The 24266-nt window shown below is 64.5% G+C and carries 20 protein-coding genes and 2 tRNA genes; 12 read left to right on the forward strand and 10 right to left on the reverse strand.

Annotation, left to right across the window (positions count from 1 at the left end; genetic code table 11):
• Positions 1-113: 113 nt before the first annotated feature.
• Both pepN and E3T31_RS09790 read right to left on the reverse strand, forming a co-directional pair.
• Complete coding sequence (gene pepN, locus E3T31_RS09785) at positions 114-2660, reverse strand: aminopeptidase N (protein WP_134468575.1); 2547 nt, start codon at positions 2658-2660, stop codon at positions 114-116.
• Between the two features lie 180 nt (positions 2661-2840).
• Complete coding sequence (locus tag E3T31_RS09790; RefSeq protein WP_241977816.1) at positions 2841-4337, reverse strand: ATP-binding protein; 1497 nt, start codon at positions 4335-4337, stop codon at positions 2841-2843.
• A 110-nt stretch (positions 4338-4447) separates the two neighbouring features.
• Between E3T31_RS09790 and E3T31_RS09795 the strand changes: the two genes are divergently transcribed.
• Both E3T31_RS09795 and E3T31_RS09800 read left to right on the forward strand, forming a co-directional pair.
• A complete protein-coding gene (locus tag E3T31_RS09795) occupies positions 4448-4684 on the forward strand; it encodes a YlcI/YnfO family protein (RefSeq protein WP_134468576.1) in 237 nt (78 codons plus the stop codon).
• A gap of 2 nt (positions 4685-4686) precedes the next feature.
• Complete coding sequence (locus E3T31_RS09800; protein WP_134468577.1) at positions 4687-4986, forward strand: type II toxin-antitoxin system PemK/MazF family toxin; 300 nt, start codon at positions 4687-4689, stop codon at positions 4984-4986.
• Here E3T31_RS09800 and E3T31_RS09805 read toward each other — a convergent pair whose 3' ends face one another.
• Positions 4987-6513: an SDR family oxidoreductase gene (locus E3T31_RS09805; protein WP_134468578.1), complete on the reverse strand. Its 1527-nt coding sequence runs from the start codon at positions 6511-6513 to the stop codon at positions 4987-4989.
• Positions 6514-6603: 90 nt separating this feature from the next.
• Entirely contained in the window at positions 6604-8169 is a 1566-nt protein-coding gene (locus E3T31_RS09810) for an MFS transporter (RefSeq protein ID WP_134468579.1), read from the reverse strand.
• A 164-nt stretch (positions 8170-8333) separates the two neighbouring features.
• Between E3T31_RS09810 and E3T31_RS09815 the strand changes: the two genes are divergently transcribed.
• From E3T31_RS09815 to E3T31_RS09830, 4 genes are read left to right on the forward strand one after another with little or no spacing between them, the layout of a single operon-like run.
• A complete protein-coding gene (locus tag E3T31_RS09815; protein WP_134468580.1) occupies positions 8334-8966 on the forward strand; it encodes a DsbA family protein in 633 nt (210 codons plus the stop codon).
• A gap of 9 nt (positions 8967-8975) precedes the next feature.
• Positions 8976-9473 (forward strand): ribose-5-phosphate isomerase, encoded by a 498-nt coding sequence (locus tag E3T31_RS09820; RefSeq protein WP_134468581.1) that lies wholly within the window; start codon positions 8976-8978, stop codon positions 9471-9473.
• Position 9474: 1 nt separating this feature from the next.
• Positions 9475-10458 (forward strand): Fpg/Nei family DNA glycosylase, encoded by a 984-nt coding sequence (locus tag E3T31_RS09825; RefSeq protein ID WP_134468582.1) that lies wholly within the window; start codon positions 9475-9477, stop codon positions 10456-10458.
• Between the two features lie 45 nt (positions 10459-10503).
• Entirely contained in the window at positions 10504-12084 is a 1581-nt protein-coding gene (locus E3T31_RS09830) for a multicopper oxidase family protein (protein ID WP_134468583.1), read from the forward strand.
• Between the two features lie 73 nt (positions 12085-12157).
• On the opposite strand, the gene E3T31_RS09835 is transcribed toward E3T31_RS09830, so the two are convergent.
• Positions 12158-12228, reverse strand: a tRNA-Gly gene (locus tag E3T31_RS09835).
• A 184-nt stretch (positions 12229-12412) separates the two neighbouring features.
• Here E3T31_RS09835 and E3T31_RS09840 point away from each other — a divergent pair.
• The 5 genes from E3T31_RS09840 (at position 12413) to clpX (ending at position 16851) form a co-directional block, all read left to right on the forward strand.
• A tRNA-Pro gene (locus tag E3T31_RS09840) sits at positions 12413-12486 on the forward strand.
• Between the two features lie 43 nt (positions 12487-12529).
• Complete coding sequence (gene tig / locus E3T31_RS09845) at positions 12530-13939, forward strand: trigger factor (protein ID WP_166788461.1); 1410 nt, start codon at positions 12530-12532, stop codon at positions 13937-13939.
• A gap of 180 nt (positions 13940-14119) precedes the next feature.
• Complete coding sequence (locus E3T31_RS09850) at positions 14120-14716, forward strand: ATP-dependent Clp protease proteolytic subunit (RefSeq protein ID WP_092450832.1); 597 nt, start codon at positions 14120-14122, stop codon at positions 14714-14716.
• 66 nt (positions 14717-14782) lie between these two features.
• Positions 14783-15442 carry an ATP-dependent Clp protease proteolytic subunit gene (locus tag E3T31_RS09855; RefSeq protein WP_241977922.1) on the forward strand — a complete coding sequence of 220 codons (660 nt, stop codon included), beginning with the start codon at positions 14783-14785 and terminating at the stop codon, positions 15440-15442.
• A gap of 131 nt (positions 15443-15573) precedes the next feature.
• Positions 15574-16851 (forward strand): ATP-dependent Clp protease ATP-binding subunit ClpX, encoded by a 1278-nt coding sequence (gene clpX / locus E3T31_RS09860; RefSeq protein ID WP_092450827.1) that lies wholly within the window; start codon positions 15574-15576, stop codon positions 16849-16851.
• Positions 16852-16996: 145 nt separating this feature from the next.
• Here the strand turns inward: clpX and E3T31_RS09865 are convergent, their stop codons facing one another.
• Both E3T31_RS09865 and E3T31_RS09870 read right to left on the reverse strand, forming a co-directional pair.
• Positions 16997-17752, reverse strand: coding sequence for a hypothetical protein (locus E3T31_RS09865; protein WP_134468584.1), 756 nt, complete (start codon positions 17750-17752; stop codon positions 16997-16999).
• A gap of 138 nt (positions 17753-17890) precedes the next feature.
• Positions 17891-19954 (reverse strand): M3 family metallopeptidase, encoded by a 2064-nt coding sequence (locus tag E3T31_RS09870; RefSeq protein ID WP_134468585.1) that lies wholly within the window; start codon positions 19952-19954, stop codon positions 17891-17893.
• 92 nt (positions 19955-20046) lie between these two features.
• Here E3T31_RS09870 and E3T31_RS09875 point away from each other — a divergent pair, with 92 nt between their 5' ends.
• Positions 20047-20880, forward strand: a complete 834-nt coding sequence (locus E3T31_RS09875) for a methyltransferase domain-containing protein (RefSeq protein ID WP_134468586.1) — start codon at positions 20047-20049, stop codon at positions 20878-20880.
• Between the two features lie 15 nt (positions 20881-20895).
• Here E3T31_RS09875 and E3T31_RS09880 read toward each other — a convergent pair whose 3' ends face one another.
• Genes E3T31_RS09880 through valS form a run of 3 tightly spaced genes read right to left on the reverse strand, consistent with a single transcriptional unit; the run spans position 20896 to position 24233 of the window.
• Entirely contained in the window at positions 20896-21165 is a 270-nt protein-coding gene (locus tag E3T31_RS09880) for a hypothetical protein (RefSeq protein WP_134468587.1), read from the reverse strand.
• 3 nt (positions 21166-21168) lie between these two features.
• The gene (locus E3T31_RS09885; RefSeq protein WP_134468588.1) at positions 21169-21615 is read right to left on the reverse strand and encodes a GNAT family N-acetyltransferase; all 447 of its coding nucleotides are present in this window, start codon (positions 21613-21615) and stop codon (positions 21169-21171) included.
• Between the two features lie 8 nt (positions 21616-21623).
• The gene (gene valS / locus E3T31_RS09890; RefSeq protein WP_134468589.1) at positions 21624-24233 is read right to left on the reverse strand and encodes a valine--tRNA ligase; all 2610 of its coding nucleotides are present in this window, start codon (positions 24231-24233) and stop codon (positions 21624-21626) included.
• Between the last annotated feature and the right edge of the window lie 33 nt (positions 24234-24266).

The raw sequence follows: 24266 nt of genomic DNA on the forward strand, positions 1-24266 counted from the left end.
AACGCCGCCAGCCTGTCCTCTCGGTATGCGTGGAGTTTGCTGTGAACCTCCAGGGCAAACGAAAACCCCGCGACCTGGCTGGTCGCGGGGTTCGCAGTGCTCGGTGGTGCTAACTATTCGGCGTCGCGGGCCTGCACCCGGAGCGAACGCTCGACTCCGGCCAGGTTTTCGACCACGAGGCGGCGCAGAGCGGCCGGCTCCGGGTTGGAGTCGAGCCAGGCCTGCGTCGCGTCGGCGAGGGCCTGGTTGTTCAGCGGTGCCGGGTAGAGGCCGATCACGAGCTTTTCGCCGATCGAGAAGCTGCGCGCCTCCCACACCGACTGCAGCATGTCGAAGTACTTTGCGACGAAGTGCTCGAGCAGGCCTGAGTCGTTGACCCGCAGGAACCCGGCGGCTGTCGTGCGCACGATGGTCGTCGCGGCGGTGTCGACGTCGATGAGTGACGACCAGGCGGTGAGCTTACCCTCCGCAGTGGGCAGGGCGGCCCGGGCCAGGGCAGCCGACTGTGCGCCGGTCGCCGTGTTGTCGGCCGTGAGGGCCGCGTCGATCTCAGCGGCGTCAGCGCGGCCACCGGCCACGAGGGCGGTGAGTAGCTCCCAGGCCAGGTCGGTGTCGACGGTCAGGCCATCGAGTACGGTGCTGCCTGAGCGCAGCGCCGCCACGTTCTCGAGCTGCGCGGGGGTGGCTGCGACGGAGGCGAAGAACTTCACGAATTGGAACTGGGCATCGCTTCCGGCCGCCGCGCCCTGTGCGAGCGTCCAGAGTGCATCGGCGACCTCGGTCGTTACGGCTTCGCGGTACGGCTGCGCCACGTAGTAGCTCGCGGTGAGCACGACCTGGCCGAGCACGGTGCGCAGCGTGGTCGACTCGGTTTCGGTGGCGACATTGTTCAGCACCAGGCGCACGAAGTCGCGGGCCGTGGTTTCGGCGTCGCGGGTGGCGTCCCAGACCGAACCCCAGACCAGGGCGCGGGCGAGCGGGCTCTCAATGGCCGAGAGGTGCTCGAGCGCGACGGCCTCCGAGGCCGGGTCGAGGCGCACCTTGGCGTAGCTGAGGTCGTCGTCGTTGAGCAGGATCAGGTCTGGGCGTTTCTGGCCGACGAGAGCGGGGACATCCGTTGTGGAACCGTCGACGTCAAGCTCGACCCGGTGCGTGCGCACGAGCTTCTGCGCGTCGTTGAAGGTGTAGAAACCGATCGCGAGGCGGTGCGGGCGAATGGTGGGGTAGTCGGCTGCGGCGGTCTGCAGCACCGTGAATCCGGTGATCGTGCCTGTCTCGTCCGCGGCGATCTCTGGGCGCAGGGTGTTGACGCCGGCAGTCTCGAGCCAGAGCTGGGCCCAGCCGCTGAGGTCGCGGCCGCTGGCAGCTTCGAGCTCGACCAGCAGGTCGGAAAGCTCGGTGTTGCCCCACTGGTGCTTCTGAAAGTAGGAGCCGACGCCGGTGAAGAACGCGTCGATGCCGACCCAGGCGGCGAGCTGCTTGAGTACAGAGCCACCCTTGGCGTAGGTGATGCCGTCAAAGTTGACGAGCACATCGTCGAGGTCGCGAATTGTGGCGACGACCGGGTGGGTCGAGGGAAGCTGGTCCTGCTTGTAGGCCCAGCTCTTCTCCATCACGGCGAAGGTGGTCCAGGCTTCATGCCACTCGGTGGCCTCGGCAGTGGCGATCGTCGACGCCCACTCGGCGAAGCTCTCGTTGAGCCAGAGGTCGTTCCACCAGGTCATGGTGACGAGGTCGCCGAACCACATGTGGGCGAGCTCGTGCAAAATAGTGACGACGCGGCGTTCCTTGATCGCGTCGGTCACCTTGGAGCGAAAGATGTACGTTTCGGTGAAGGTGACCGCGCCGGCGTTCTCCATGGCGCCGGCGTTGAACTCCGGCACGAACAGCTGGTCGTACTTGTCGAAGGGGTAGGCGTAGCCGAACTTCTCCTCGTAGTAGGCGAAGCCCTGGCGGGTTTTCTCGAGGATGTAGTCGGCGTCGAGATATTCGCTGAGGCTCTTGCGGCTGAACACGCCGAGCGGGATGGTGCGTCCGTCGCTCGAAACGAGTTCGCCGCGCACGACGGCGTAAGGACCAGCGATGAGGGCGGTGATGTAGCTCGAGATCACGTGGGTCGGTGCGAACGCCCAGGTGCTGGCACCGTTGCCGGCGTCGGTCGGCTCGGGGGTGGTTGAGTTGGACACGACCTGCCACTTGCTCGGCGCGGTGACGGTGAAAGCGAATTTCGCCTTGAGGTCGGGCTGCTCGAACACGGCGAAGACGCGGCGAGAGTCGGGTACCTCGAACTGGCTGTAGAGATAGACCTCGTTGTCGACCGGGTCGACGAAGCGGTGCAGTCCCTCACCGGTGTTCGTGTACAGCGCGTCGGCGACGACCGTGAGAACGTTTTCGGCCTGCAGATCATCCAACTGAATGCGGATGCCGTCACTTACGACGGCCGGGTCGAGCGCCCCGCCGTTGAGGGTCACCGAGTGCACCGTGGAAGTGATTGCATCGATGAAGGTCGAGGCGCCGGGGGTCGCAATGAAGCGCACCGTGGTGGTGCTGCCAAAGGTGGTTGGACCGGTAGTGAGATCGAGCACGACGTCGTAGCTCGCGACGGTCACGAGCGCGGCGCGCTCCTGGGCTTCGATGCGGGTGAGATTTTCTCCAGGCAACTTGGTTCTCCAATTCGGTTCACGATTGTGAGGCTTTGGCGCTCGTGGCGCCATCGCACCCCTTAAGCCTAACCATGACTGGTTGCCGCGCTGGCTAAGGCGTGGCTCTGCTCATCCTGGTGAGAGTGAGCAAATGATGTGCAGGTTCGGCGGCAACTCGTCAGGGTCTGTTGGCGCCGGTCATTGGGTTTCGTCGGTATGGTCAGATGCGCCCGGGGCGTCAGCGGGTGGCTTGACCGTGACTGGCGGGGTGCTACCGCTCACCCTGAAGGAGGCGAATTGGCGCGTCATTACGGCCCCTGCACCGTGCAGCGGAACGTAGCTGCCGTCGTTCGGCCCGTCGCCTGGCTCCTGATCGGGCTGCCAGCGCCCAGTTTCGATGCTGCTTGTGCCCAGGAGTCGCCGGGTCGGTGCTGCACCCGTCGACAAGGCGCCGGCGTAGCGGCGGAACAGCCGCTCGCGTTCGGCCAGAGCGGGCAATGGCACCTCGACGGCGAGGTCGGCCCGGCCGGGCCGTTCGGCGAGGGCTCGCTCCAGGACTTCGACCCGGTTGGTGGTCATGACGAAGGCCGCATCGGCGTCACCGTCAAGTCCGTCGAGAGCGTCGAGCACCTCGAACAGCAGCGGCTGCGGCGTGGCGTGGCGCTGCATCGCGACCAGGTCGATGTCCTCAAGGACGACGATCGACGGCGCAAACGTGCGTGCGATCTCTGCTGCGGCTGCGATGTGCACGATGCTGGAGCCGGTGAGCAGTACGGCCGTGATGCCCGGTGTTTCGCTCAGCAGGTGGCGCACGGTGAGCGTCTTACCGGTGCCGGGAGGACCGTAGAGCAGTACTCCGCGCTTCAGGTGCTGGCCGGCGGCGAGCAGGGCCTGGCGTTGCTCACCGATTCCGATGACGTGGTCGGAAATGGTGCCGAGGATTCCCTCCGGCAGCACGATCGCCGCAGCGGGCACGAGGGGGCGTTCCAGAAAAGTGATTCCGGCGCCGGACCCGTATTCGGTTTGCACGAATGAGAGCACCTGCCGGCGCAGCACGCTGTGCTCGATCATGAGCTCGCGCAGGTGAGCCAGAAACGCGTTCACGATCTCCGGCGCGACCGCCATGATTTCGAGTTCGGCGGTGTTTCGCCCGAATTGCGGGTTCGCGGCGCGCTGCAGCACCGCTAGGGGCTGTCCGTCAAAGTGGAGGCGACGGAGTCCGAAGGCGACCACCTGACGGGTCGACGTCGGACCGGTCGCCCTGGCCGAGTAGTCCACCGGACCGGGGCCGAGGCCTTGAAACGGGCTCGCGACGAGCTCGGAAAGGGTGGAGTGAAACCGCTGCTGGCCGCCGGATACGCCGAGCAATGCATCAGGGTCGGGGCCGTTGAGGCTGGTCAGGGCGATATCGGCATCCACCAGTCGATGATCGGTGAGGGTCATCGCCGGCTGGGTTGCGACGACCGGGGTCGGAACGGTTCCGTCGGCGGTGACGAACACCGCGGCCACGTTATCGAGGGTGGCAATGTCGTCACAGGTGTAGGCGCTCGCCGCCGCTGTCGCCGCTGTCGCCGGTGCGATCGTCGCTGGCGGTTCTGACGGTTCTGACAGTTCTGCCGGGGGCTGAGCGGTGCATCCGCTGAGCGCCACGATGGCGAGAAGAACGGTCGGCGCGATGCGACTACGGCGTAACATTCGGTCAGCCTAGCAGCGGGCATTTTGGTGCATGACCTGCGCTTTCCTTGATATTCCGTAACCAAAAAGAGGGCATACCTGAATGGATCCCATAATGGTGTACTCACGGAATGAGCCGACAAATAGCGGTGCGCCTGCCCGACGAATTAGTGGAATACCTTGACCAGGCGGTGGGTGAAGGGCGGGAAAGTAGCCGTGCTTCCGTGATCACTCGAGCTCTCGAACGAGAACGGCGACGCGAACTCGCCCTGCGCGACGTGCGCATTCTGACCGACCGTTTCGCTCAAACCGACGATCTGGACGGACTCGCCAGCTTTGGCGCGAGTACTCCGTCTGACCTCGCCTAACGATGCGGGTAATTCACATAGCGCACCTCGACAAGGCCCGGCCGGTCCTCGTTCTCACCCGCGAACTCGTGCGCCCCCACCTCACCCGAGTTACCGTCGCACCGATCACCAGTACCGTGCGGGGCCTGTCGACCGAAGTCCCGATAGGCCCCGAGAACGGCCTCGACCAGGACTGCGTGGCGAGCTGTGACAATATCGTGACCATTCCGGTCGCCAGCCTCGGCCGCCAGATTGGCTTTCTGCTGCCCCAACAAGAGGTGCGGCTGAGTGCCGCCATCGCCGCCGCATTCGACCTCGACTGACTACCAGGCGCCCGGTTTGTAGTCCTTGAGGAAGACCCCGTAGACGTCTTCGCCGGCCTCGCCGCGCACGATCGGGTCGTACACCCTGGCCGCGCCATCAACCAAGTCGAGCGGGGCATGAAAGCCCTCCTCGGCCAGGCGCACCTTGGTCGGGTGCGGACGCTCATCGGTGATCCAGCCGGTATCGACGCTCGTCATGAGAATGCCGTCCTCGAGCATCTCCTTGGCGCTGGTGCGGGTGAGCATGTTCAGCGCGGCCTTGGCCATGTTGGTGTGCGGGTGGCCCGGTCCTTTGTACCCGCGACCGAACACGCCCTCCATGGCCGACACGTTCACGATGTAAGTTCGTCGGGCAGCGGATGCCGTGAGCGAGGCCCGCAGACGGCTCACCAACAAGAATGGTGCGGTCGTGTTGCACAGCTGCACCTCGAGCATCTCGAGTGGGTCCACGTCTTCGACGTTCGCGGTCCAGCTGTTCCGCGAGTGCAGGTCGGGTACGAGACCGCCGGCGTCGATCGCGGTGCCAGCGGCGAGTCGCTCAAGCGACGAGGACCCCGCCGCGAGTGCCAACCGGGTGAGGTCATCCGCTGTGAGGGCTCCGGCTCCGGACGCCGCCGCGAGCAGCGGGTGACCGGAGACCGACGCGGCCAGGGCGAGCGGATGCGCATCGTTGGTGTGCCCGAACGACACGATCTCGGGCAGCGGCCCGTCGGGCAGGGGAGATTCCTCGGCCTCGACGAGCGGGGAGTACGAGCCGCGCGAGCGGCGCACGGTCTGCGCTGCGTTGTTGATGAGAATGTCGAGCGGACCCTGGGCCGCAACCGAATCGGCCAGGGCGATCACTTGGGCCGGGTCACGCAAATCGATACCGACGATGCGCAGGCGGTGCAGCCAATCCTTCGAATCGTCCATCGCGGCGAAGCGGCGCACGGCATCGCGCGGAAACCGGGTGGTGACGGTGGTGTGAGCGCCGTCACGCAGCAGGCGCAGTGCGATGTACATGCCGATTTTGGCGCGGCCGCCGGTGAGCAGGGCCCGCTTGCCACTGAGATCGGTGCGAGCGTCGCGCTTGGCGTGACTGGAGAGGGCGCAGCTCGGGCAGAGCTGGTGGTAGAACGCGTCGACCACGGTGTACTTCTGCTTGCAGATATAGCAGGCGCGCGGAACGAGCAGCTCGCCGGCAGTCGCCGCGCTGGTGCCGAGGGAGAGCTGGGCGCCGCGGGTCTCGTCGTCGATGCGGGTCGGGGCGCCGGTCGCTGTGGCGGCGATGACGCTGCGATCGGCGTCGGCGATGACCGCGCGTTTCTCCAGGCGCCTGGACATCTTGACCGACTTGAACATCTTGGCGGTCGCTTGGCGCACGGTGACGAAGTCGGCGCTGTCCGGGTCCACGTCGCGCAGCGAGGCGAGCACCCGCAGGGTCACTTCGAGGTCCTCCGGGTCGATTCCGGCGAATTCGGGGGCCGGCTCGCTCGATTCGGCTGCGCTCGCGTTGATGGGCGCAGTGGTGGGGGGCGCGGTGGTCATCCGCGAATTCTACGCGGGCCGACTGTGAGCATCCGTTCAACCGACGACAAACGGGCGTGCGCGACCGAAACCGCCCACGCCCGCCGGCAACTACTGAACTAGTTCCTGAATGGGAATGGCGATGGTCGGCGGCTCGTAGGTGTGGTCGAACGGCATCTGGTCAGTGTCGAGCAGCGGGTTGTCGTCCTGCGTCTTCACCAGTTCGTGCGCTTCCTCGTGGGTGTTCACGCTCGGCATCGAACCCGGCAGTGGGCGGTTGGCCGATTCCCGCAGGAAGAAGATGGCGATCGCCCCGATGAACGAGGTGGCCATCAGGTAGAAGGCCGGCATCATGTCATTGCCGGTGCCCACGATGAGCGCCGCAATGATGAACGGCGTGGTTCCGCCGAAAATGGCTACGGCGAAGTTATACGAGATGCCCATCGCTCCGTAACGGCTCGCCGTCGGGAACAGCGCCGGCAGGGCGGAGGCGAGGTTCGAGACGTAGAACGTGACCGGGAACGCAATAAGCGCCAGGCCGAATAGCGTCGACCAGATGTCACCAATACCGATCAGCAGGAACGCCGGGTACGCCAGCACCACCGTGCTGATTGCCCCGATCCACAACACCGGCCTGCGCCCGATTCGGTCAGACAGGCGGCCGGCCAGCGGGATGCACAGAGCCATGACCACGAGAATCGGAATGGTCAGCGCCGTACCGTGCAGCTCGTCATAGCCCTTGTTCTCGGTGAGATAGGTGGGCATATAGGAGGTCAGCGCGTAACCGACGGTGTTCGCGGCGGCGACCAGGATCATCGCGATGATGATGTTGCGCCAGTACGCCTTGAAGATCTGGATCGGGCCCTTAGGGGTTTCGGCCGTGGCGCCCACTGGGTTCTTCTGGGCGGCTTCCTGGGCGTCGAGGGTGGCCTGAAACGCGGGCGACTCGTCGATCTTCATACGGAAGTAGATGGCAACCAGGCCGAGCGGCCCGGCAATGAGGAATGGGATGCGCCAGCCCCAGGCCTCCATAACATCCTGGCCGAGCGTGAGCTGCAGCACAGAGACGAGGGAAGCGCCGATGGCGAACCCGAGGTAGCTGCCCATGTCGAGAAAACTCGCGAAGTAGCCGCGCTGCTTATCGGGCGCGTGCTCACTGACGAAGGTCGTCGCACCGGCGTACTCGCCACCGGTCGAGAACCCTTGTACGAGTTTGACGAACACCAGCAGAACCGCTGCCCAAACGCCGACCTGCGCGTAACCGGGAAGCAATCCGACGGCAAATGTCGAGGCGGCCATCAGAATCAGCGTTGTGGCGAGCACCTTCTGGCGGCCGATTCGGTCACCAAGCCAGCCGAAGAACACGCCGCCGAGTGGGCGGGCGAAGAATGTGGCGGCGAAGGTGCCGAGCAGAAACAGCGTCTGGACGGATGCGTCAGCCTCCGGCAAGAAGACCGGCCCCATGGTGGTGATGAGGTAGCCAAAGATGCCGACGTCGTACCACTCCATCGTGTTTCCCACGATGGTGCCGCCGAGGGCGCGCTTCATGATCGGTTTGTCAACGACATTAACGTCGGACACTGCAATGCGGCGACGCCGGAGAGCCTTCGTGGGCTTGACTGTGCCGGCGCCGGTTACGCCGGAATTCTTGTTGGACGGGCTTCGGTCAATGGGCATGTTATTTCTCCCAGGGAGATATTGTGCTTGCGACGTGTAGCTGTACTGCGTGGTGCAGATTTTTTTCAACCCGTCTACACTACCCGAACGGGGGGTATCTCCCTAATGGAGGTCTCAGGATCGGGGATGACCGAACCCCCGTGGGGCACGCTTAGGCTGGTGCGATGACTGATTCCGTAGATTTCTGGTTTGACCCCTCGTGCCCCTGGGCCTGGATGACTTCGCGCTGGGTTGACGAGGTCGCCCGCCTGCGCAATTTTGACGTGACCTGGCATGTGATGAGCCTCGCCGTTCTCAATGAAGACCAGGAGGTGAGCGACGAATACGCGGCGTTCTTTCCGCGGGCACTCAAGTACACCCGGCTCGTGGCAGCCGCTGCCGAATTGCACGGCCAGCCGATGGTCAAGGCGCTCTACGACGCACTGGGCCAGCAGATTCACCCAGGCAGCAATACGAACCCGGACGAGGTCATTCCGGCCGCACTCGCCGAGGTCGGCCTGCCGGCCAGCTTCGCCGCCTACGCCGACAGTGACGAGTACGACCGCCAGATGCGGGCGAGCCACTTTGACGGCATCAACCGGGTCGGTCAGGACGTCGGAACGCCCGTGATCGCGGTGAACGGTGTCGCTTTCTTCGGCCCGGTCATTTCCCCGGCCCCGATGGGTGAGCAGGCCCTGGCCCTCTGGGACGGCGTCGTCGCGCTGGCGAGCTACGACGGATTCTTCGAACTCAAGCGCAGTCGAACCCGCGAGCCTATTTTCGCCCAGGCCGTCAGCACGTCGGCCAGCACAAAATAGACTGCTCATATGCGCATCCACATCGCCACGGACCATGCCGGTCTCGACCTCAGCCACCACCTGATCACGCACCTGCGTGCGGCCGGGCACGAGGTCGTCGACCACGGGCCACAGACCTACGACGCCCTGGATGACTACCCTGCTTTTTGTATTAATGCAGCGCAGGCCACCGTCGACGACCGGGAAACCGGCATCGAGGCGCTCGGTGTCGTGTTCGGCGGTTCGGGCAACGGCGAGCAGATGGCCGCGAACAAGGTGTCCGGCGCCCGCGCCGCCCTGGTCTGGAACCTCAGCACGGCCCGTCTGGCCCGTGAACACAATGACGCCAACGTTATTTCCATCGGTGCCCGCGAGCACACGATCGAAGAGGCCACCAGCTTCATCGACGCGTTCATCGCCGAGCCGTTCAGCGACGAGGAGCGTCACGTGCGTCGTATCCACCAGCTCGGAGAGTATGAAACGACCGGAACCATCGCCGGAAAAGACGTCGACGGCGTCGTGAACTGAGGTGCCAGAGGGCCACTCCGTTCACCGCATCACCCGCCAGTTTCAGCGCAACTTCGTCGGTCACCGGGTCACCGTTTCCTCCCCGCAGGGACGGTTCGTGATCGGTGCCGCCCAGCTCAGCGGGCACACGGTGACGGATGCCCGCGCCGTCGGCAAACAGATGTTTCTGGAGTTCGACCACTGGTTGTGGTTGCGCATCCACTTGGGCATGTATGGGGCGTGGGATTTCAGCGGCGAGATTCAGATGGATGCCACGATGGCTTCGGCCAACGGCCGGATGGGGCAAACCAACCAGCACGGCACGGATCTACCAACGTTTGACGCTGCGGGGGAGAACTCGATCTTCAGCATCGGTGCGCCCCGCCGCACCCGGGTGCGCATGTCGGAGCAGGAGAAAGAGATCGACCTCGCCGACGCTTTTCCGCCGGAGCCGGTCGGTCAGGTGCGGGTGCGGCTGCTCAGCGGCACGGTGTGTGCCGACCTGCGCGGACCGACCGCCTGCGAGGTGCTCGACCCGTCCCAGGTCGAGGCCGTGATCGCCAAGCTGGGGCCCGACCCCGAGCTTGAGAATACGCCGGAGGCGGAGCAGCGCTTCGTCAGCGTCGTGCGCAAGAAGCCCACGCCGATCGGCCGCCTGCTGATGGACCAGACCGTGGTCAGCGGAATCGGCAACGTGTATCGCGCCGAAATGCTCTTTCGCGCGGGACTCAACCCACACGCCCCGGGTAAATCGCTCAGCGACGAGACCGTACGCGACCTGTGGAGCGACTGGGCACACCTCCTCCACATCGGGGTGGCGACCGGCCAGATGATGACCATGGACGGCCTCGACGGCGAGCCGTACCGACTCGCCATGAAGAATCGGGCCGACCGGCACTGGGTCTACAAGCGGGAGGGGCTGCCCTGCCGGGTCTGCGGCACCCACATCGTGCTTGAAGAGATGGCCGCCCGCAAGCTGTACTGGTGCCCGCGCTGCCAGGCCTGAGTCCCTGTGGTGTCAGCGCACCGGGCGGACTGCGAAAATAGAAGCATGAACCGAATTGCCAGGCCCCGTCGTCGCGTCGCAACTTTTGTGAGCGTCGTCGGTGCGGTCGTGTTGGCCCTCGGCCTCACCGCGTGTTCCGGCGAAGACGGGGCCGGCGTGATCGACACGGTCGGCAGCGTTGACTTCGTGAATCCGCTGGCCATTCCGCCGCTGGCTGAATCAACCGTCAACGCCGCCGGTGAGCGGATGTTCGACCTCACGGCGGAGGCTGGCACGACCGAGTTCACTCCGGGCGTCGCGACCGAGACCTGGGGCTACAACGGCAGCTACCTCGGCCCGACGATCGTCGCCCGGCGCGGCGAAAACGTGCGCATCAACGTCAACAATGACCTCGACGTAGCCACCACCGTGCACTGGCACGGCGCCAATTTGCCCGCCGAAATGGACGGCGGACCGCACCAGATGGTCGAGCCCGGCGCCGAATGGAGCCCCAACTTCGAGATCGACCAGCCAGCCTCAACCCTCTGGTATCACCCGCACCCGGCAGGCGACACCGAGCACCAGGTGGAGATGGGTCTGGCTGGGGTCTTCATCGTGCAGGACGACGAGGAGGCAGCCCTGAACCTGCCGCGCAGCTACGGCGTCGACGATATTCCGGTGGTGGTGCAGGACCGCCGTTTCGACGAGAACGGGCAGTTCGTCACCGACGTGCGCGGCTACATCGGTCCGATCGGTGACCAGCTGCTCGTCAACGGCACCCTCGCGCCCTACCTCGACGTCACCTCCGAGGTGGTGCGCCTCCGACTGCTCAACGGGTCAACCTCCCGGGTGTACGACTTCGGATTGAGTGATGGCCGGTCCTTCGACCTGATCGGAACCGACGGCGGACTGCTGGAGGAGGCGGCGCCGATGGACGGCATCCGTTTGTCGCCGGGGGAACGCGCCGAAGTGCTCGTTGAGCTGGTGCCGGGGGAGACCGTGAACCTGCAGTCGAACCCGCCAGACCTCGGCATCTCAGCCAGTGCCGCGACGCGCAACGCCGGTGACGACACCCTCGATGTGCTGGAGCTGCGCGCCGCCGACACGCTCAGCAGCATCGGGGAGACCGCCAGCACCCTCGCGAGCATCGAACCGCTCGACAAAGCGGATGCCACAGTCGACCGGTCGTTCACTTTGAACGGTTACACGATCAACAATCGGCTGATGGACATGACCCGCATCGACGAGACGATCGAGGCCGGCGCGACCGAGGTCTGGACCGTCGACAACGCCATGCCGCTGCCCCACAACTTTCACGTGCACGCCGTGCAGTTTCAGGTGCTGCGGGTGGGCACCGAGCCGCCGCCCGTCGAGCTGGCCGGCTGGAAGGACACGATCTACCTCGAGCCCGGAGTGCGCTACGAACTCATTATGCAGTTTGCGGAATATACCGACCCCGACTTTCCGTATATGTTCCACTGCCACATGCTCTCGCACGAGGACGCGGGAATGATGGGCCAGTTCGTCGTGGTCGAGCCCGGCGAGGAAGCAGGCACCCCGCCGACCGCTCACGACGCCATCGTTCCCCAGTCGAACCTGGCCGTCGGGAGCGGGCCGCGGGCACTCGCGCCGGCCCACGGTCACTAGCTATCCGCATCCGCTTAACGAGAGAAAGCCGCCAGCTTGAGCTGGCGGCTTTCAGTGTTTCTGCATTAAACAGAGGGGTCGACGGGAATCGAACCCGCGTCATAAGTTTGGAAAACTCAGGCTCTACCATTGAGCTACGACCCCAGGCCCAAAATCTGGGCACTCGAATATCGTAGTACAGGAAACCGGGGGTCGTTTGCCAGTGCGGGCGCATCCGCTCGAAAGGCGTGCATTAGACTGGCTGAGGTCAATCCGTGTGTCGCGAGCTATCGCGTGCGCCACCGGATTGGTTCCCCAACAAAGTAGTACCGATGGGTCGAAGTAGATCCGGGGCGTAGCTCAGCTTGGTAGAGCGCTCGTTTTGGGGGCGAGAAGTCGCAGGTTCAATTCCTGTCGCCCCGACATTATCCGCAGCACACCGTTTCAATACACAGGAGAGTCTCGAGTGAAGTCCACGGTCGAAAAACTGAGCCCCACGCGCGCCAAGCTCACCATCACGGTGAGCCCAGACGAGCTGAAGCCAGCCATCACCCATGCTTACGGCCACATTGCCGAAGACATCAACATCCCCGGTTTCCGTAAGGGCAAGGTCCCGCCGGCAATCATCGACCAGCGCGTCGGCAAGGGCGCCGTTCTGGAGCACGCCGTCAACGAGGGTCTCGACGGTTTCTACCGCGCGGCTGTCGAAGAGAACAAGCTGCGCCCGCTCGGCCGTCCAGAGGCCGACATCGTCGAATGGCCCAGCAACACCGACTTCTCCGGTGACCTGCTCCTCGCTATCGAGGTTGACGTGCGCCCGGAGATCGACCTGCCCAGCTACGCCGGCCTCAAGCTCACCGTTGACGCCGTCGCGGTGTCCGACGAGGAAGTCGCCGAAGAGCTCGACAAGCTGCGCAGCCGCTTCGGCACGCTCATCACGGTGGATCGCCCCGCCAAGACCGGCGACTTCGCCCAGATCGACCTGAACGCCGCGATCGATGGGGAAGAGGTTGACACCGCGAGCGGAATCTCCTACGAGGTTGGCTCCGGCGACCTCATCGACGGCATCGACGAGGCGCTTGACTCGCTCAGCGCCGGCGAGACCACGACCTTCAACTCCGACCTCATGGGCGGAGACCACGAGGGTGAGACGGCCGAGATCACCATCACGGTTATCGCCGTCAAGGAGCGCGAGCTTCCCGAGGCGAACGACGACTTCGCTCAGATCTCGAGCGAGTTCGACACGATCGCCGAGCTGACCGAGAGCCTCAAGGTTCAGGTTGAGAAGTCCAAGGCCTTCGGCCAGGGCAGCCAGGCCCGCGAGCGTCTCCTCGAGACGCTTCTCGGCTCGGTGGAGGTACCGATCCCTGCCGCGATCATCCTCGACGAAGTCAACCGTCACCTCGAAGGCGAAAGCCGTCTGGAAGACGACACGCACCGCGCCGAGGTCACCGAAGCCAGCGAGAAGACGTTCCGTCAGCAGATTCTGCTCGACACGATCGCCGAAGCCGAGCAGGTCAAGGTCAGCCAGGACGAACTCACCCAGTACCTCATTCAGGGTGCCAGCCAGTACGGAATGGACCCCAGCGAGTTCGTGCAGACGCTCAACACCAACGGCCAGATCCCGTCGATGGTGGCTGAGGTTGCCCGCAACAAGGCTCTCGCCATTGCCCTGGGCAAGGCCGAGGTCGTTGACTCTAACGGCAAGCCGGTCGACCTGAGCGAATTCACCGGCCCGGTCGGCGACGACACTTCTGTTGAAGCGGATGCTGCTGACAGCGCAGTCGAGGCAGCTCCGGCCGCCGAGGCTGACGCTGAGGTCGCAGCTGAGGCCGACGAGAAGCCCAAGAAGAAGAAGGCTGCTGCCAAGAAGTAGTACCGGTGTGCGTGAAAGGCCGGCTGGCCAGTACTTTTCATAGGTGCTGGTCAGCCGGCCTCTTGCATGCCGCCGGGCACCTGTGCGATGGCCGGTAATCTGCCGAGGGCGAACAGAGCCATTTTGACGCTCGCGCTCCGATAGATTCATTGAGAAGCGACAACTGAAACGGAGCACGACATGGCCGACCCGACACCCACCAATGGTGTATTTGACCGACTGCTGAAGGACCGCATCATCTGGCTCGGCTCAGAGGTCCGTGACGAAAACGCGAACGAGATCTGCGCCAAGATCCTCTTGCTGGCAGCGGAAGATTCCAAACGCGACATCTACCTCTACATCAACTCTCCCGGCGGCTCGATCACCGCCGGCATGGCGATCTACGACACGATGCAGTTCGTACCCAACGACATCGTCACGGTCGGTATCGGCATGGCAGCCTCGATGGGTCAGTTCTTGCTTACCTCGGGGACCAAGGGTAAGCGGTACATCACCCCGAACGCTCGCGTGCTTCTGCACCAGCCGTCCGGCGGGTTCGGCGGCACGGCCGCCGACATCCAGACCCAGGCTCGCCTCATCCTCGACATGAAGCAGCGCCTCTCCGAGATCACGGCCGCGCAGACCGGCAAGACCCCCGAGCAGATCAACGCCGACGGTGACCGCGACAACTGGTTCAGTGCGCAGGAAGCCCTTGAGTACGGTTTCGTCGACCATCTCCGCGCATCCGCTTCGGATGTCATCGGCGGCGGCGGCACCGACCCCGACGCCACCAAGTAGTCCGCCGAAACTGAACAGGAAGAAATCATGACTATCCCCACATTCGGTGGAACGGCCTACAGCTCGATGGGCGGCTCGACCAAGCACTTGACTAATAACGGCGCACCTGAATCGCGCTACATCCTCCCCACCTTCGAAGAACGCACCGCCTACGGCTACAAGCGCCAGGACCCGTATGCCAAGCTGTTCGAGGACCGCATTATCTTCCTCGGCGTGCAGGTTGACGACGCCTCCGCCGACGACGTGATGGCCCAGCTCCTCGTGCTCGAAAGCCAGGACCCGGACCGCGACATCACGATGTACATCAACTCGCCCGGTGGATCGTTCACCGCCATGACGGCGATCTACGACACTATGCAGTACATTCGTCCGCACGTGATGACGGTGTGCCTCGGCCAGGCGGCATCCGCTGCGGCCGTATTGCTCGCCGGTGGAACCGCCGGCAAGCGCCTCGCGCTGCCGAACGCGCGGATCCTGATTCACCAGCCCTCGGTTGGTGGGCAGGGTGGCGGCCAGGCGTCGGATATCGAGATTCAGGCCGCCGAGATTCTGCGCATGCGGGTCTGGCTCGAAGAGACCCTCGCGCACCACTCCAACCGGAGCGTTGAGCAGGTCAACAAGGACATCGATCGCGACAAGATCATGAGCGCGGCGGAGGCCCTCGAGTACGGCCTGATCGACCAGGTTCTGACCAGCCGCAAGAACCTTCCGATGTTGGTAAAGTAGCCTCACACCTAAATACCGCTGCGGCGCGTCGCCTTCGGGGGGCGCGCCGTTTCGGTTTGTGGCGCGCTGCACGCAAGTGTCGTACGCACAGGCTAGGCTCAATTGCAGCGAGACCAATGGAGGAGGCGGACATGGCTCGAATAGGCGAAAGTGCCGACCTGCTCAAGTGTTCCTTCTGCGGAAAGAGCCAGAAGCAGGTACAACAGCTCATCGCCGGCCCCGGCGTGTACATCTGTGACGAGTGCGTCGAGCTGTGCAACGAGATCATTGAAGAGAGACTGGCAGAGGCCGGCTCTGAAGCGACCGCCGGTGAATTCGACCTCCCCAAGCCCAAAGAAATCTTCGGTTTCCTCGAGGAATACGTCATCGGCCAGGAACCCGCCAAGCGTGCCCTCGCCGTCGCCGTGTACAACCACTACAAGCGTGTGCGGTCTCGTGCCACGCTCACCGCGGCCGAGGCGATCCACGACGATGTCGAGATTGCCAAGTCCAATATTCTGCTGATCGGCCCGACCGGCTGTGGCAAGACCTACCTGGCCCAGACCCTGGCCAAGCGTCTCAATGTACCCTTCGCCGTAGCGGATGCGACGGCCCTCACCGAGGCCGGCTACGTCGGTGAAGACGTCGAGAACATTCTGCTCAAGCTGATTCAGGCCGCCGACTACGACGTCAAGCGCGCCGAGACCGGAATCATTTACATCGACGAGATCGACAAGATCGCCCGCAAGGCCGAGAATCCGTCGATCACCCGCGACGTCTCCGGGGAGGGCGTGCAGCAGGCGCTCCTGAAGATCCTCGAGGGCACCATTGCCTCCGTGCCCCCGCAGGGTGGGCGCAAGCATCCGCATCAAGAGTTCATTCAGATCGACACCACGAACGTGCTGTTCATCGTGGCCGGCGCCTTCGCCGGGCTCGAAGACATCATCTCGTCCCGGGCCGGCAAGAAGGGCATCGGTTTCGGCGCTCCGCTGCACATTAAGGGCGACGACATCAACCTGTTCAGCGAGGTTCTGCCCGAAGACCTGCACAAGTTCGGGCTGATTCCCGAGTTCATCGGCCGGCTTCCCGTCGTCACGACGGTCACCCAGCTCGACCAGGTGGCGCTCATGCAGATTCTCACCGTGCCCAAGAACGCGCTCGTGCGGCAATATCAGCGCATGTTCGAGCTCGACGGCGTTGAGCTCGAATTTGAGCAGCCCGCTCTGGAAGCCATTGCCGACCTGGCTGTGCTTCGCAAGACCGGTGCCCGCGGTCTGCGCGCCATCCTTGAAGAAGTGCTTGGCCCGGTCATGTTCGAGGTGCCCTCCAGCACCGACGTCGAGCGGGTCATCATCACCCGCGACACCGTGTTGAACAATGCCCCCGCTGAAATGGTGCTGCACAAGACCCGCCAGGTGAAGTCGGCCTAGAAGCGTACGCGTACAGGTACGGCAACGTCCGGGTTGACCGAGGCCGTCACACTCCTGCCACCGTGGTGGGGCGGGCGGAGTGCAATCGTTGTGTGCCGTAGCCTGCGGGGGTGCGGTTTGTCGGGTGCAGCAGCGCTCAGTCGACCTATGGGGTGTTGCGGCGTATCTGGCTGACGTCGAATCGGGTCCGAACGACGATGCCGGCCGTGGTGCGTTCGATACTGAGCGCGGCAAGAGTTGCAGCAAGGGCCAACAGCGCTCCGGCTGCCTCAAGACTCTCCTCCACGCCCAGCAGTACGTGATATTCGAGGCTCGCACGAGCGACGTCATCTTGGCGCCCGCCAACGATATACCCGCTAATGGCTTCGATTCCGACCGCGCCGAGCAGGTAGATCGTGCCCGCGACGATGAGCCGCCGACGAAGAGGTCGGTCAATTCGTCGTGCGATCCACAACACCACCAGACCAGCGGCGATGGCGAGCGGCACCCCGAGGGTGAGCCAGGAGAACGTGAACGACGAACCGAGATTGAACCGGGCCAGCTTCTCATGCAGCTGGGCGATCTCATCGGCAGACATCTCAAATGCGATAGCGCCGAGCAGGAAGTACGGCAGCGCGGCCCTGCCCTCGTCTCGGGCGGTGAAGCCGACGACGCCGAGGGCGACGCCGACGCCGGCCAGGAGAACCCCGGAAATCCAGGCCCACAGGTTGGCTTCACCGTCGGCGTAGAGCAGACTTGCCGTTCCGCTGAGAAGAGCCCAGCCCGGTACGGAGCTGTCGATGTTCTCTCGGATGAAATGCAGCACCAGTCCGGCCAGCAGTATCCCGGCCAAAACGATGGCGGCGAGCGACAAGAACCCCCGCCGGCCCGCGCCCTGGCGTGACGGTTCCGGAGTGTCCATGGTCATGGAGCTTACGGCCAGACCGAGCCGGGCACATCCTCAATCCTGAGGGTGCAGGTTCCACCTGCCGCTCAGTAGACAACTTCGTGGGGTGTCGGTGGCACCACACCCCACGAAGTTGTCCAGTGAGCGCAGGCCCTAGTTCAGACCGCGGCGATCGAGGAGCGGCTTCAACGCTGCGTCTCGGCCGCGCCAGTGGCGGTAGGCCTCAAGCGGATCCATGGTGCCGCCGACGCCGAGCAGGCGGTCCCGAAATCGGTTGCCGTTGGTGCGGGTGAGTCCGCCATTCTCCTTGAACCATTCGACCGTGTCCGCGTCGAGCACCTCACTCCAGATATAGGAGTAGTACCCGGCGTCGTAACCGCCGGAGAACGTGTGCGCGAAGTACGTGCTCGCGTAACGGGTAGGAACGGCAGGATTGTCGAGTCCAACGGCGGCGAGGGCATCCGCTTCGAACTGGGCAACGTCGGTAACGACCGTGTCGGCGTCGATGCGGTGCCAGGCCTGGTCGAGAAGCGCGGCGGCGAGGTATTCGCTGGTCAGAAATCCCTCGTTGAAGGCCGAGGACGCCTGGATGCGGTCTACCAGGTGTTGCGGCATCGCCTCGCCCGTCTCGTAGTGGTGGGCATAGTTCGCTAGCACTTCGGGCCAGAGCATCCACATTTCGTTGACCTGGCTTGGAAATTCCACGAAGTCGCGGTACACGTTGGTGCCGGAGAACTTGGGATAGGTCGCGCGGGCGAGCAGCCCGTGCAGGGCATGGCCAAACTCGTGAAACAGAGTGGTGACCTGGTCATAGGTGAGCAGCGTGGGTTGGCCAGCTGCCGGCTTGGACACGTTGAGGTTGTTGCAGACCACGGTCGTGTCCGCGCCGAGCAGCGCGGACTGCGAGACGAGGGAATTCATCCACGCCCCGCCGCGTTTGGAATCGCGGGTGTAGAAATCGCCGATGTACAACCCGATACCGGTGCCGTCGTCGGTGCTGACCTCGAACACGCGTGCTTCGGGATGCCAGCCGACCAGGTCGGGCCGCGCCGTGAAGCTGAGGCCGTAGAGCTGCTGGGCCGCGAAGAACACTCCGTTGGCGAGCACGCTTTCGAGTTCGAAATAGGGGCGCATCGCCGCGGTATCGACGTCGTACTTCGCCCGGCGCACCTTCTCCGTGTAGAACGCCCAGTCCCAGGCCGCCAGCTCGAAGCCGCCGCCCTCGGCGTCGATCACGGCCTGCAGGTCGGCCTGTTCCACGAGGGCGTTGCGGCCGGCGGCCGGGGCGAGGCCGCCGAGCAGATCCCAGACGGCACCGGGAGTCTTGGCGGTCTCGTCGGCGGTAACGTAGGCGGCATGGCTGTCGAACCCGAGCAGGCGCGCACGCTGGGCACGCAGGTGCGTGATCTCGATCACGAGCGGCCGGTTGTCGTTGACCGCGCCCGCCGCATCAGAGCGGATGCCGCGCGCACGACTTGCCCTCAGCAACCGCTCGCGCACCCCGCGGTTGGTCAGGCTCGCAAGGTAGGGGTGTGAGGTGGGCAGGACCAGGCTGATCAGATACTTTCCGGCGAGGCCGCGGTCACGGGCAGCCTCGCCGGCCGCGGATATCTCGCCATCGGTCAGTCCGTTGAGCTCGGACGCATCGTCGATGACGATCCCGAGGTCGTTAGTGTCGGCCAACAGATTCTTCTCGAATCGAGTGGTCAGCGTCGACAGGCGCGAGTTGAACTCGCGCAGCGCCTGCTTGTCGCCGTCGCTGAGACCGGCCCCGGCGAGGCTGAATTCGGTGAAGTAGCGCTCGATCAGGTAGATCGACTCGGCATCGAGGCTCAGCCTCTCGCGTTGCGCATGCACGGCGGTAATGCGGGCATACAGGGCGGGATCGAGCCGGATCGCATCATTGTGGGCTGCCAGCAGCGGCGCGAGTTCTTCTTCGAGGTCGTTGGTGAAGTCGCTGGAGTCGGACGAGCACTTGTTGAAGAAGACTTCGGCGACTCGGGTGAGCGTCTGCCCGCTGCGCTCGAGGGCCACCAGGGTGTTCGCGAAAGTGGTGGCATCCGCTTGATCGGTGATCGCGCGGACCTCGGCCAGCTGCTCGCTCATGCCCTGCAGAAACGCCGGCCGATAGTGCTCGTCCTCAATGTCGGCGAAGGTCGGCAGCTGGTACGGCAGGGTGCTGGAGACGAAAAAGGGATTGTTCGCGGTGGAAGCCATATCTTCAGACTAGCCATGGTCTCCGACCGGCCCGATCACGCTCGCCGCAGCGGAAACGCCCGCAGGCTGCGGGGGAGTCGTAGTATTCGATCATGACCGACTTGACCGACAGCGCCGAGTCCGCTCCACGGGACCAGTACATTCACGGCCACCATGAAAGCGTGCTGCGTTCCCATACCTGGCGCACCGTGGCCAACTCCGCCGCCTATCTGATTCCAGAGCTGACTGCCGGCGTCAGGCTGCTTGATGTGGGGTGCGGACCCGGCACGATCACGGTCGATCTGGCGCGGCGCGTCACGCCGGGCCAGGTTGTCGGTCTGGACGCGTCGTCGGAGATCGTCGGGCATGCGGCGGGGCTGGCCGTCGATGAGGGCGTGCACAATGCGAGTTTTCAGGTCGGCGACGTTTATGCGCTCGACTTTGCTGACGCATCCTTTGACATCGTTCACGCCCACCAGGTGATGCAACACCTGGCCCGTCCCGTCGTCGCCATGGCCGAGATTCGGCGAGTGCTGCGGCCCGGCGGCGTCTTCGCCGCTCGTGACGTCGACTACGGGGGAGTGATGATCGCTCCCGTGATCGATGGTCTCACCGAGTGGATGCGGGTCTACCGCGAGGTGCACTACTGGAACGGCGGTGAACCCGACGCCGGGCGATCGCTCAAAGCCTGGGCCCGCGCGGCCGGATTCGCGAGCGTTGCCAGCAGCGCATCCGTCTGGTGCTTCGCTTCCGACGCCGAACGGGAGTGGTGGGGAGAATCCTGGGCCGTGCGGGTGACCGAGTCGGCCTTTGCCGCCCACGCCATCGAAGCCGGCGTGGCAGACCTGGCCGATCTGAAGCGGATGGCCGCGGCTTGGCGTCAGTGGGTGCACGATCCGAACGGCTGGTTCGGCATGCCCCACGGCGAGATTCTCGCCCGGGCCTGACCCAGGAGTTACGGGTTAGATCCAGTCCTCGTCATCGTCATCCGTGTTGGTGGACGGCTGCGTGATGGTGGCGCTGTCATCGACCGGGTTGAACCGAATGATCGTGCCATCGTCCAGCTCGATCACCGGCTTGGACTCCAGCCAGGTCAGTGTCCAGCGCCAGGTGCTGGTGTCCACGGCGAGGGCAGCGAGGTCCTCCTCCACGGCGTGCACGGCGATTTCCACGACGTGGGGGAGGCCGGCGGGCAGGGTGCCGCCGAGCGACCAGCGAGTGCCGAGTTGCATGACTTAGACGTCGATCTCGTAGGTGACCCAGTCGGTGCGGGTGCCGACCTGGTCATAGAGCACCTGGGCGGTGGCGTTGTCGGCGGCGGTCAGCAGCTGCACCTGGGCCAGCTTTCGAGCACGCGCGTAGGACTTGGTGAAATCCATCAGCTGCGTTGCGACGCCCTGGCCGCGGGAATCCTCGGTCACGAACAGGTCATCGAGAAAGAGTACAAGATCGCCGCTGAGCGTGCGCGGCACGGTGCGGTAGTGCGCGAAACCGACGAAGTCGCCGGCGTCATTGACCGCGACGGCACCGTCGAGAGAGTTGTTCGCGTCGATGATCCAGCTCCAGACCTGCAGCGCGATCTGGTCGGTCAACTCGCTCTCGTAGAACGCGCTGTAACCCTCAAAGAGGCCCAGCCAGGGGAAGAAATCTTTGTCGCCCAGCGGGCGTACGGTAACTGACATCTGGTTTCCTAACTTTCCAACACGGTGGCGAACACGATGTCGGTCACGGCGAGTTCGCTGCCGTCGACAAAGGTTAATTCTTGAATTCGGCCGACCGCTTTGAGATCGGCGGCGGCCAAGGTAAGCAGCGCGATTTCGGCCGGTGCACCGCAGATCACTGCGGAATCCAGCTCGGACTTCTGGGAGGCCTTGGCATCCGTTTTAGCCCGACGGATGCCGGTGAGCGCGCGACTGGCCAAATCCAGCAGGGCGATGTTGCCGGTGGCAACCTCATTGCTGCCGAGCAGGTCGGCCGCGACGGGCCACGGCGCGGTGTGCACCGAACCCTCATTCGACCAGGACCAGGCTTCTTCGGTCGCGAACGGCACGAACGGTGCGAACAAGCGCAGCAGGGTGGCCAGCGCGGTGCGCAGCGCAGCAACAGCGGAAGCCTGGCCGGTTCCAGGCTCGCCGTAGGCGCGCTCCTTGACCAGTTCGAGGTAGTCGTCGCAGAAAGTCCAGAAGAAGCTCTCGGTGGTTTCCAGCGCCCGAGCGTGGTCATAGTTCTCGAACGCGGTCGTGGCCTGGGCGACGACGGCGGTCAGGCCGGCGAGCATACTCTGGTCAACCGGCTCGGTCACCGGGGCGTCGATGCTGCCCTGCGACATTGAGACGAATTTGCTCGCGTTGAGAATCTTGATGGCGAGGCGACGGCCGATCTTGATCTGCGTCGGGTTCTGCGGATCAAAGGCCGCATCGGTGCCCAGGCGAGAGGATGCCGCCCAGTAGCGCACCGCATCGGATCCATGCTTTTCGAGCATGTCGGCCGGGGTGACCACGTTGCCCTTCGACTTCGACATTTTCTTGCGGTCGGGGTCGACGATGAAGCCGCTGAGCGCGGCGTGCTGCCAGGGTGACTTGCCGTGCTGCTGCTCTGCGCGCAGCAGGGTGGAGAACAGCCAGGTGCGAATGATGTCCTGGCCCTGCGGGCGCAGCGAGTACGGGAAGACGAGGTTGAACAGCTCCGGGTCCCGCTCCCAGCCGCCGGCGAGCTGCGGGGTGAGCGAGGAGGTGGCCCAGGTGTCCATCACGTCGACCTCGCCGACGAAACCGTTGGCCTGGCCGCGCTGGCTCTCGGTGTAGCCGGGGGCGGCATCCGATGACGGGTCAACCGGCAGCAGGTCGCGGGTGGCGACGATGGGCTGGTCGAAGACCGGGTTGGCGTCGGCGTCGAGCGGATACCAGACCGGCAGCGGCACGCCGAAGAAGCGCTGGCGGGAGACGAGCCAGTCGCCGGTGAGGCCGTTGACCCAGTTCTCGTAGCGCACCTTCATGAATTCGGGGTGCCAGGCCAGCTCGGTGCCGTGCTCGAGCAGGCGGGCGCGCAGCTTTTCGTCGCGAGCACCGTTGCGGATATACCACTGGCGGGTCGAGACGATTTCGAGCGGCTTGTCGCCTTTTTCGAAGAACTTCACCGCGTGCACGATGGGTTTTGGTTCGCCGATCAGGTCGCCGCTGGCTTTCAATAGCTCGACCACGGCGGCCTTCGCACCGAACACGGTTTTGCCGGCGAGCTGCGCATACGCTGCACGGCCGGCTTCGGAGGTGATCGCCTCTGGCACTTCGGCCATGATGCGACCGTCGAAGCCCATGATTGCACGGTTGGGCAGGTCGAGCTCCCGCCACCAGACGACGTCGGTCACGTCGCCGAAGGTGCAGATCATGGCGATTCCCGAGCCCTTGTCCTTTTGGGCGAGGTGGTGGGCGAGCACGGGAACCTCGACACCGAACACGGGGGTGGTCACCGTGGTGCCGAACAGGTGCTTGTACCGTTCGTCATCCGGATGCGCCACCAGCGCCACGCAGGCCGGCATCAGCTCGGGGCGGGTCGTCTCGATCTCTATCGTGGTGCCGTCGGGCTTTGCGAACGATACCCGGTGGTACGCGGCGGGCATGTCCTTGTCTTCGAGTTCGGCTTGGGCGACCGCGGTGCGGAACGTGACGTCCCACAGGGTCGGTGCCATTGCCTGGTATGCCTCGCCGCGTTCGACGTTGCCGAGAAAAGCCAGCTGCGAGGTGAACAGGGCTTCCTGGCCGATGGTGCGGTAGGTCTGGGTCCAGTCGACGGAGAGGCCGAGGGTGCGCCACAGCGCTTCGAACTGCTTTTCATCTTCTTTGGTGAGGGTTTCGCACAGTTCGATGAAGTTGCGGCGGCTGATCGGCAGCTGGTCGGCGGCCTTGGAGCTTTTGCCGTCGCCGCCCTCGAACGGTGGAACGAAGTTGTCGGTGTAGCCGAGCGACGGGTCGCAGCGCACACCGTAGTAGTTCTGCACACGACGCTCGGTGGGCAGGCCGTTGTCGTCCCAGCCCATCGGGTAGAACACGTTCTTGCCGCGCATGCGCTGAAAGCGGGCGACGACATCCGTGTGGGTGTACGAGAACACGTGGCCGATGTGCAGCGAGCCGGAGGCGGTCGGCGGGGGAGTGTCGATCGAGTAGATCGTTTCGCGGGTCGCGTTCTCCCGGGCGAAGCGATAGGTGCCGTCGGTCTCCCAGCGGGACTCCCATTTAGCTTCGAGCCCTTCGAGGGCTGGTTTCTCTGGCACTCGATTGTCTGCGGCGCGATCGGCGGTGGTCATAGCTCTCCGGTTCGTATGCGGCACCGTGTCGGT

Source organism: Cryobacterium sp. TMS1-13-1, assembly GCF_004403125.1.
Lineage (GTDB): Bacteria > Actinomycetota > Actinomycetes > Actinomycetales > Microbacteriaceae > Cryobacterium > Cryobacterium levicorallinum.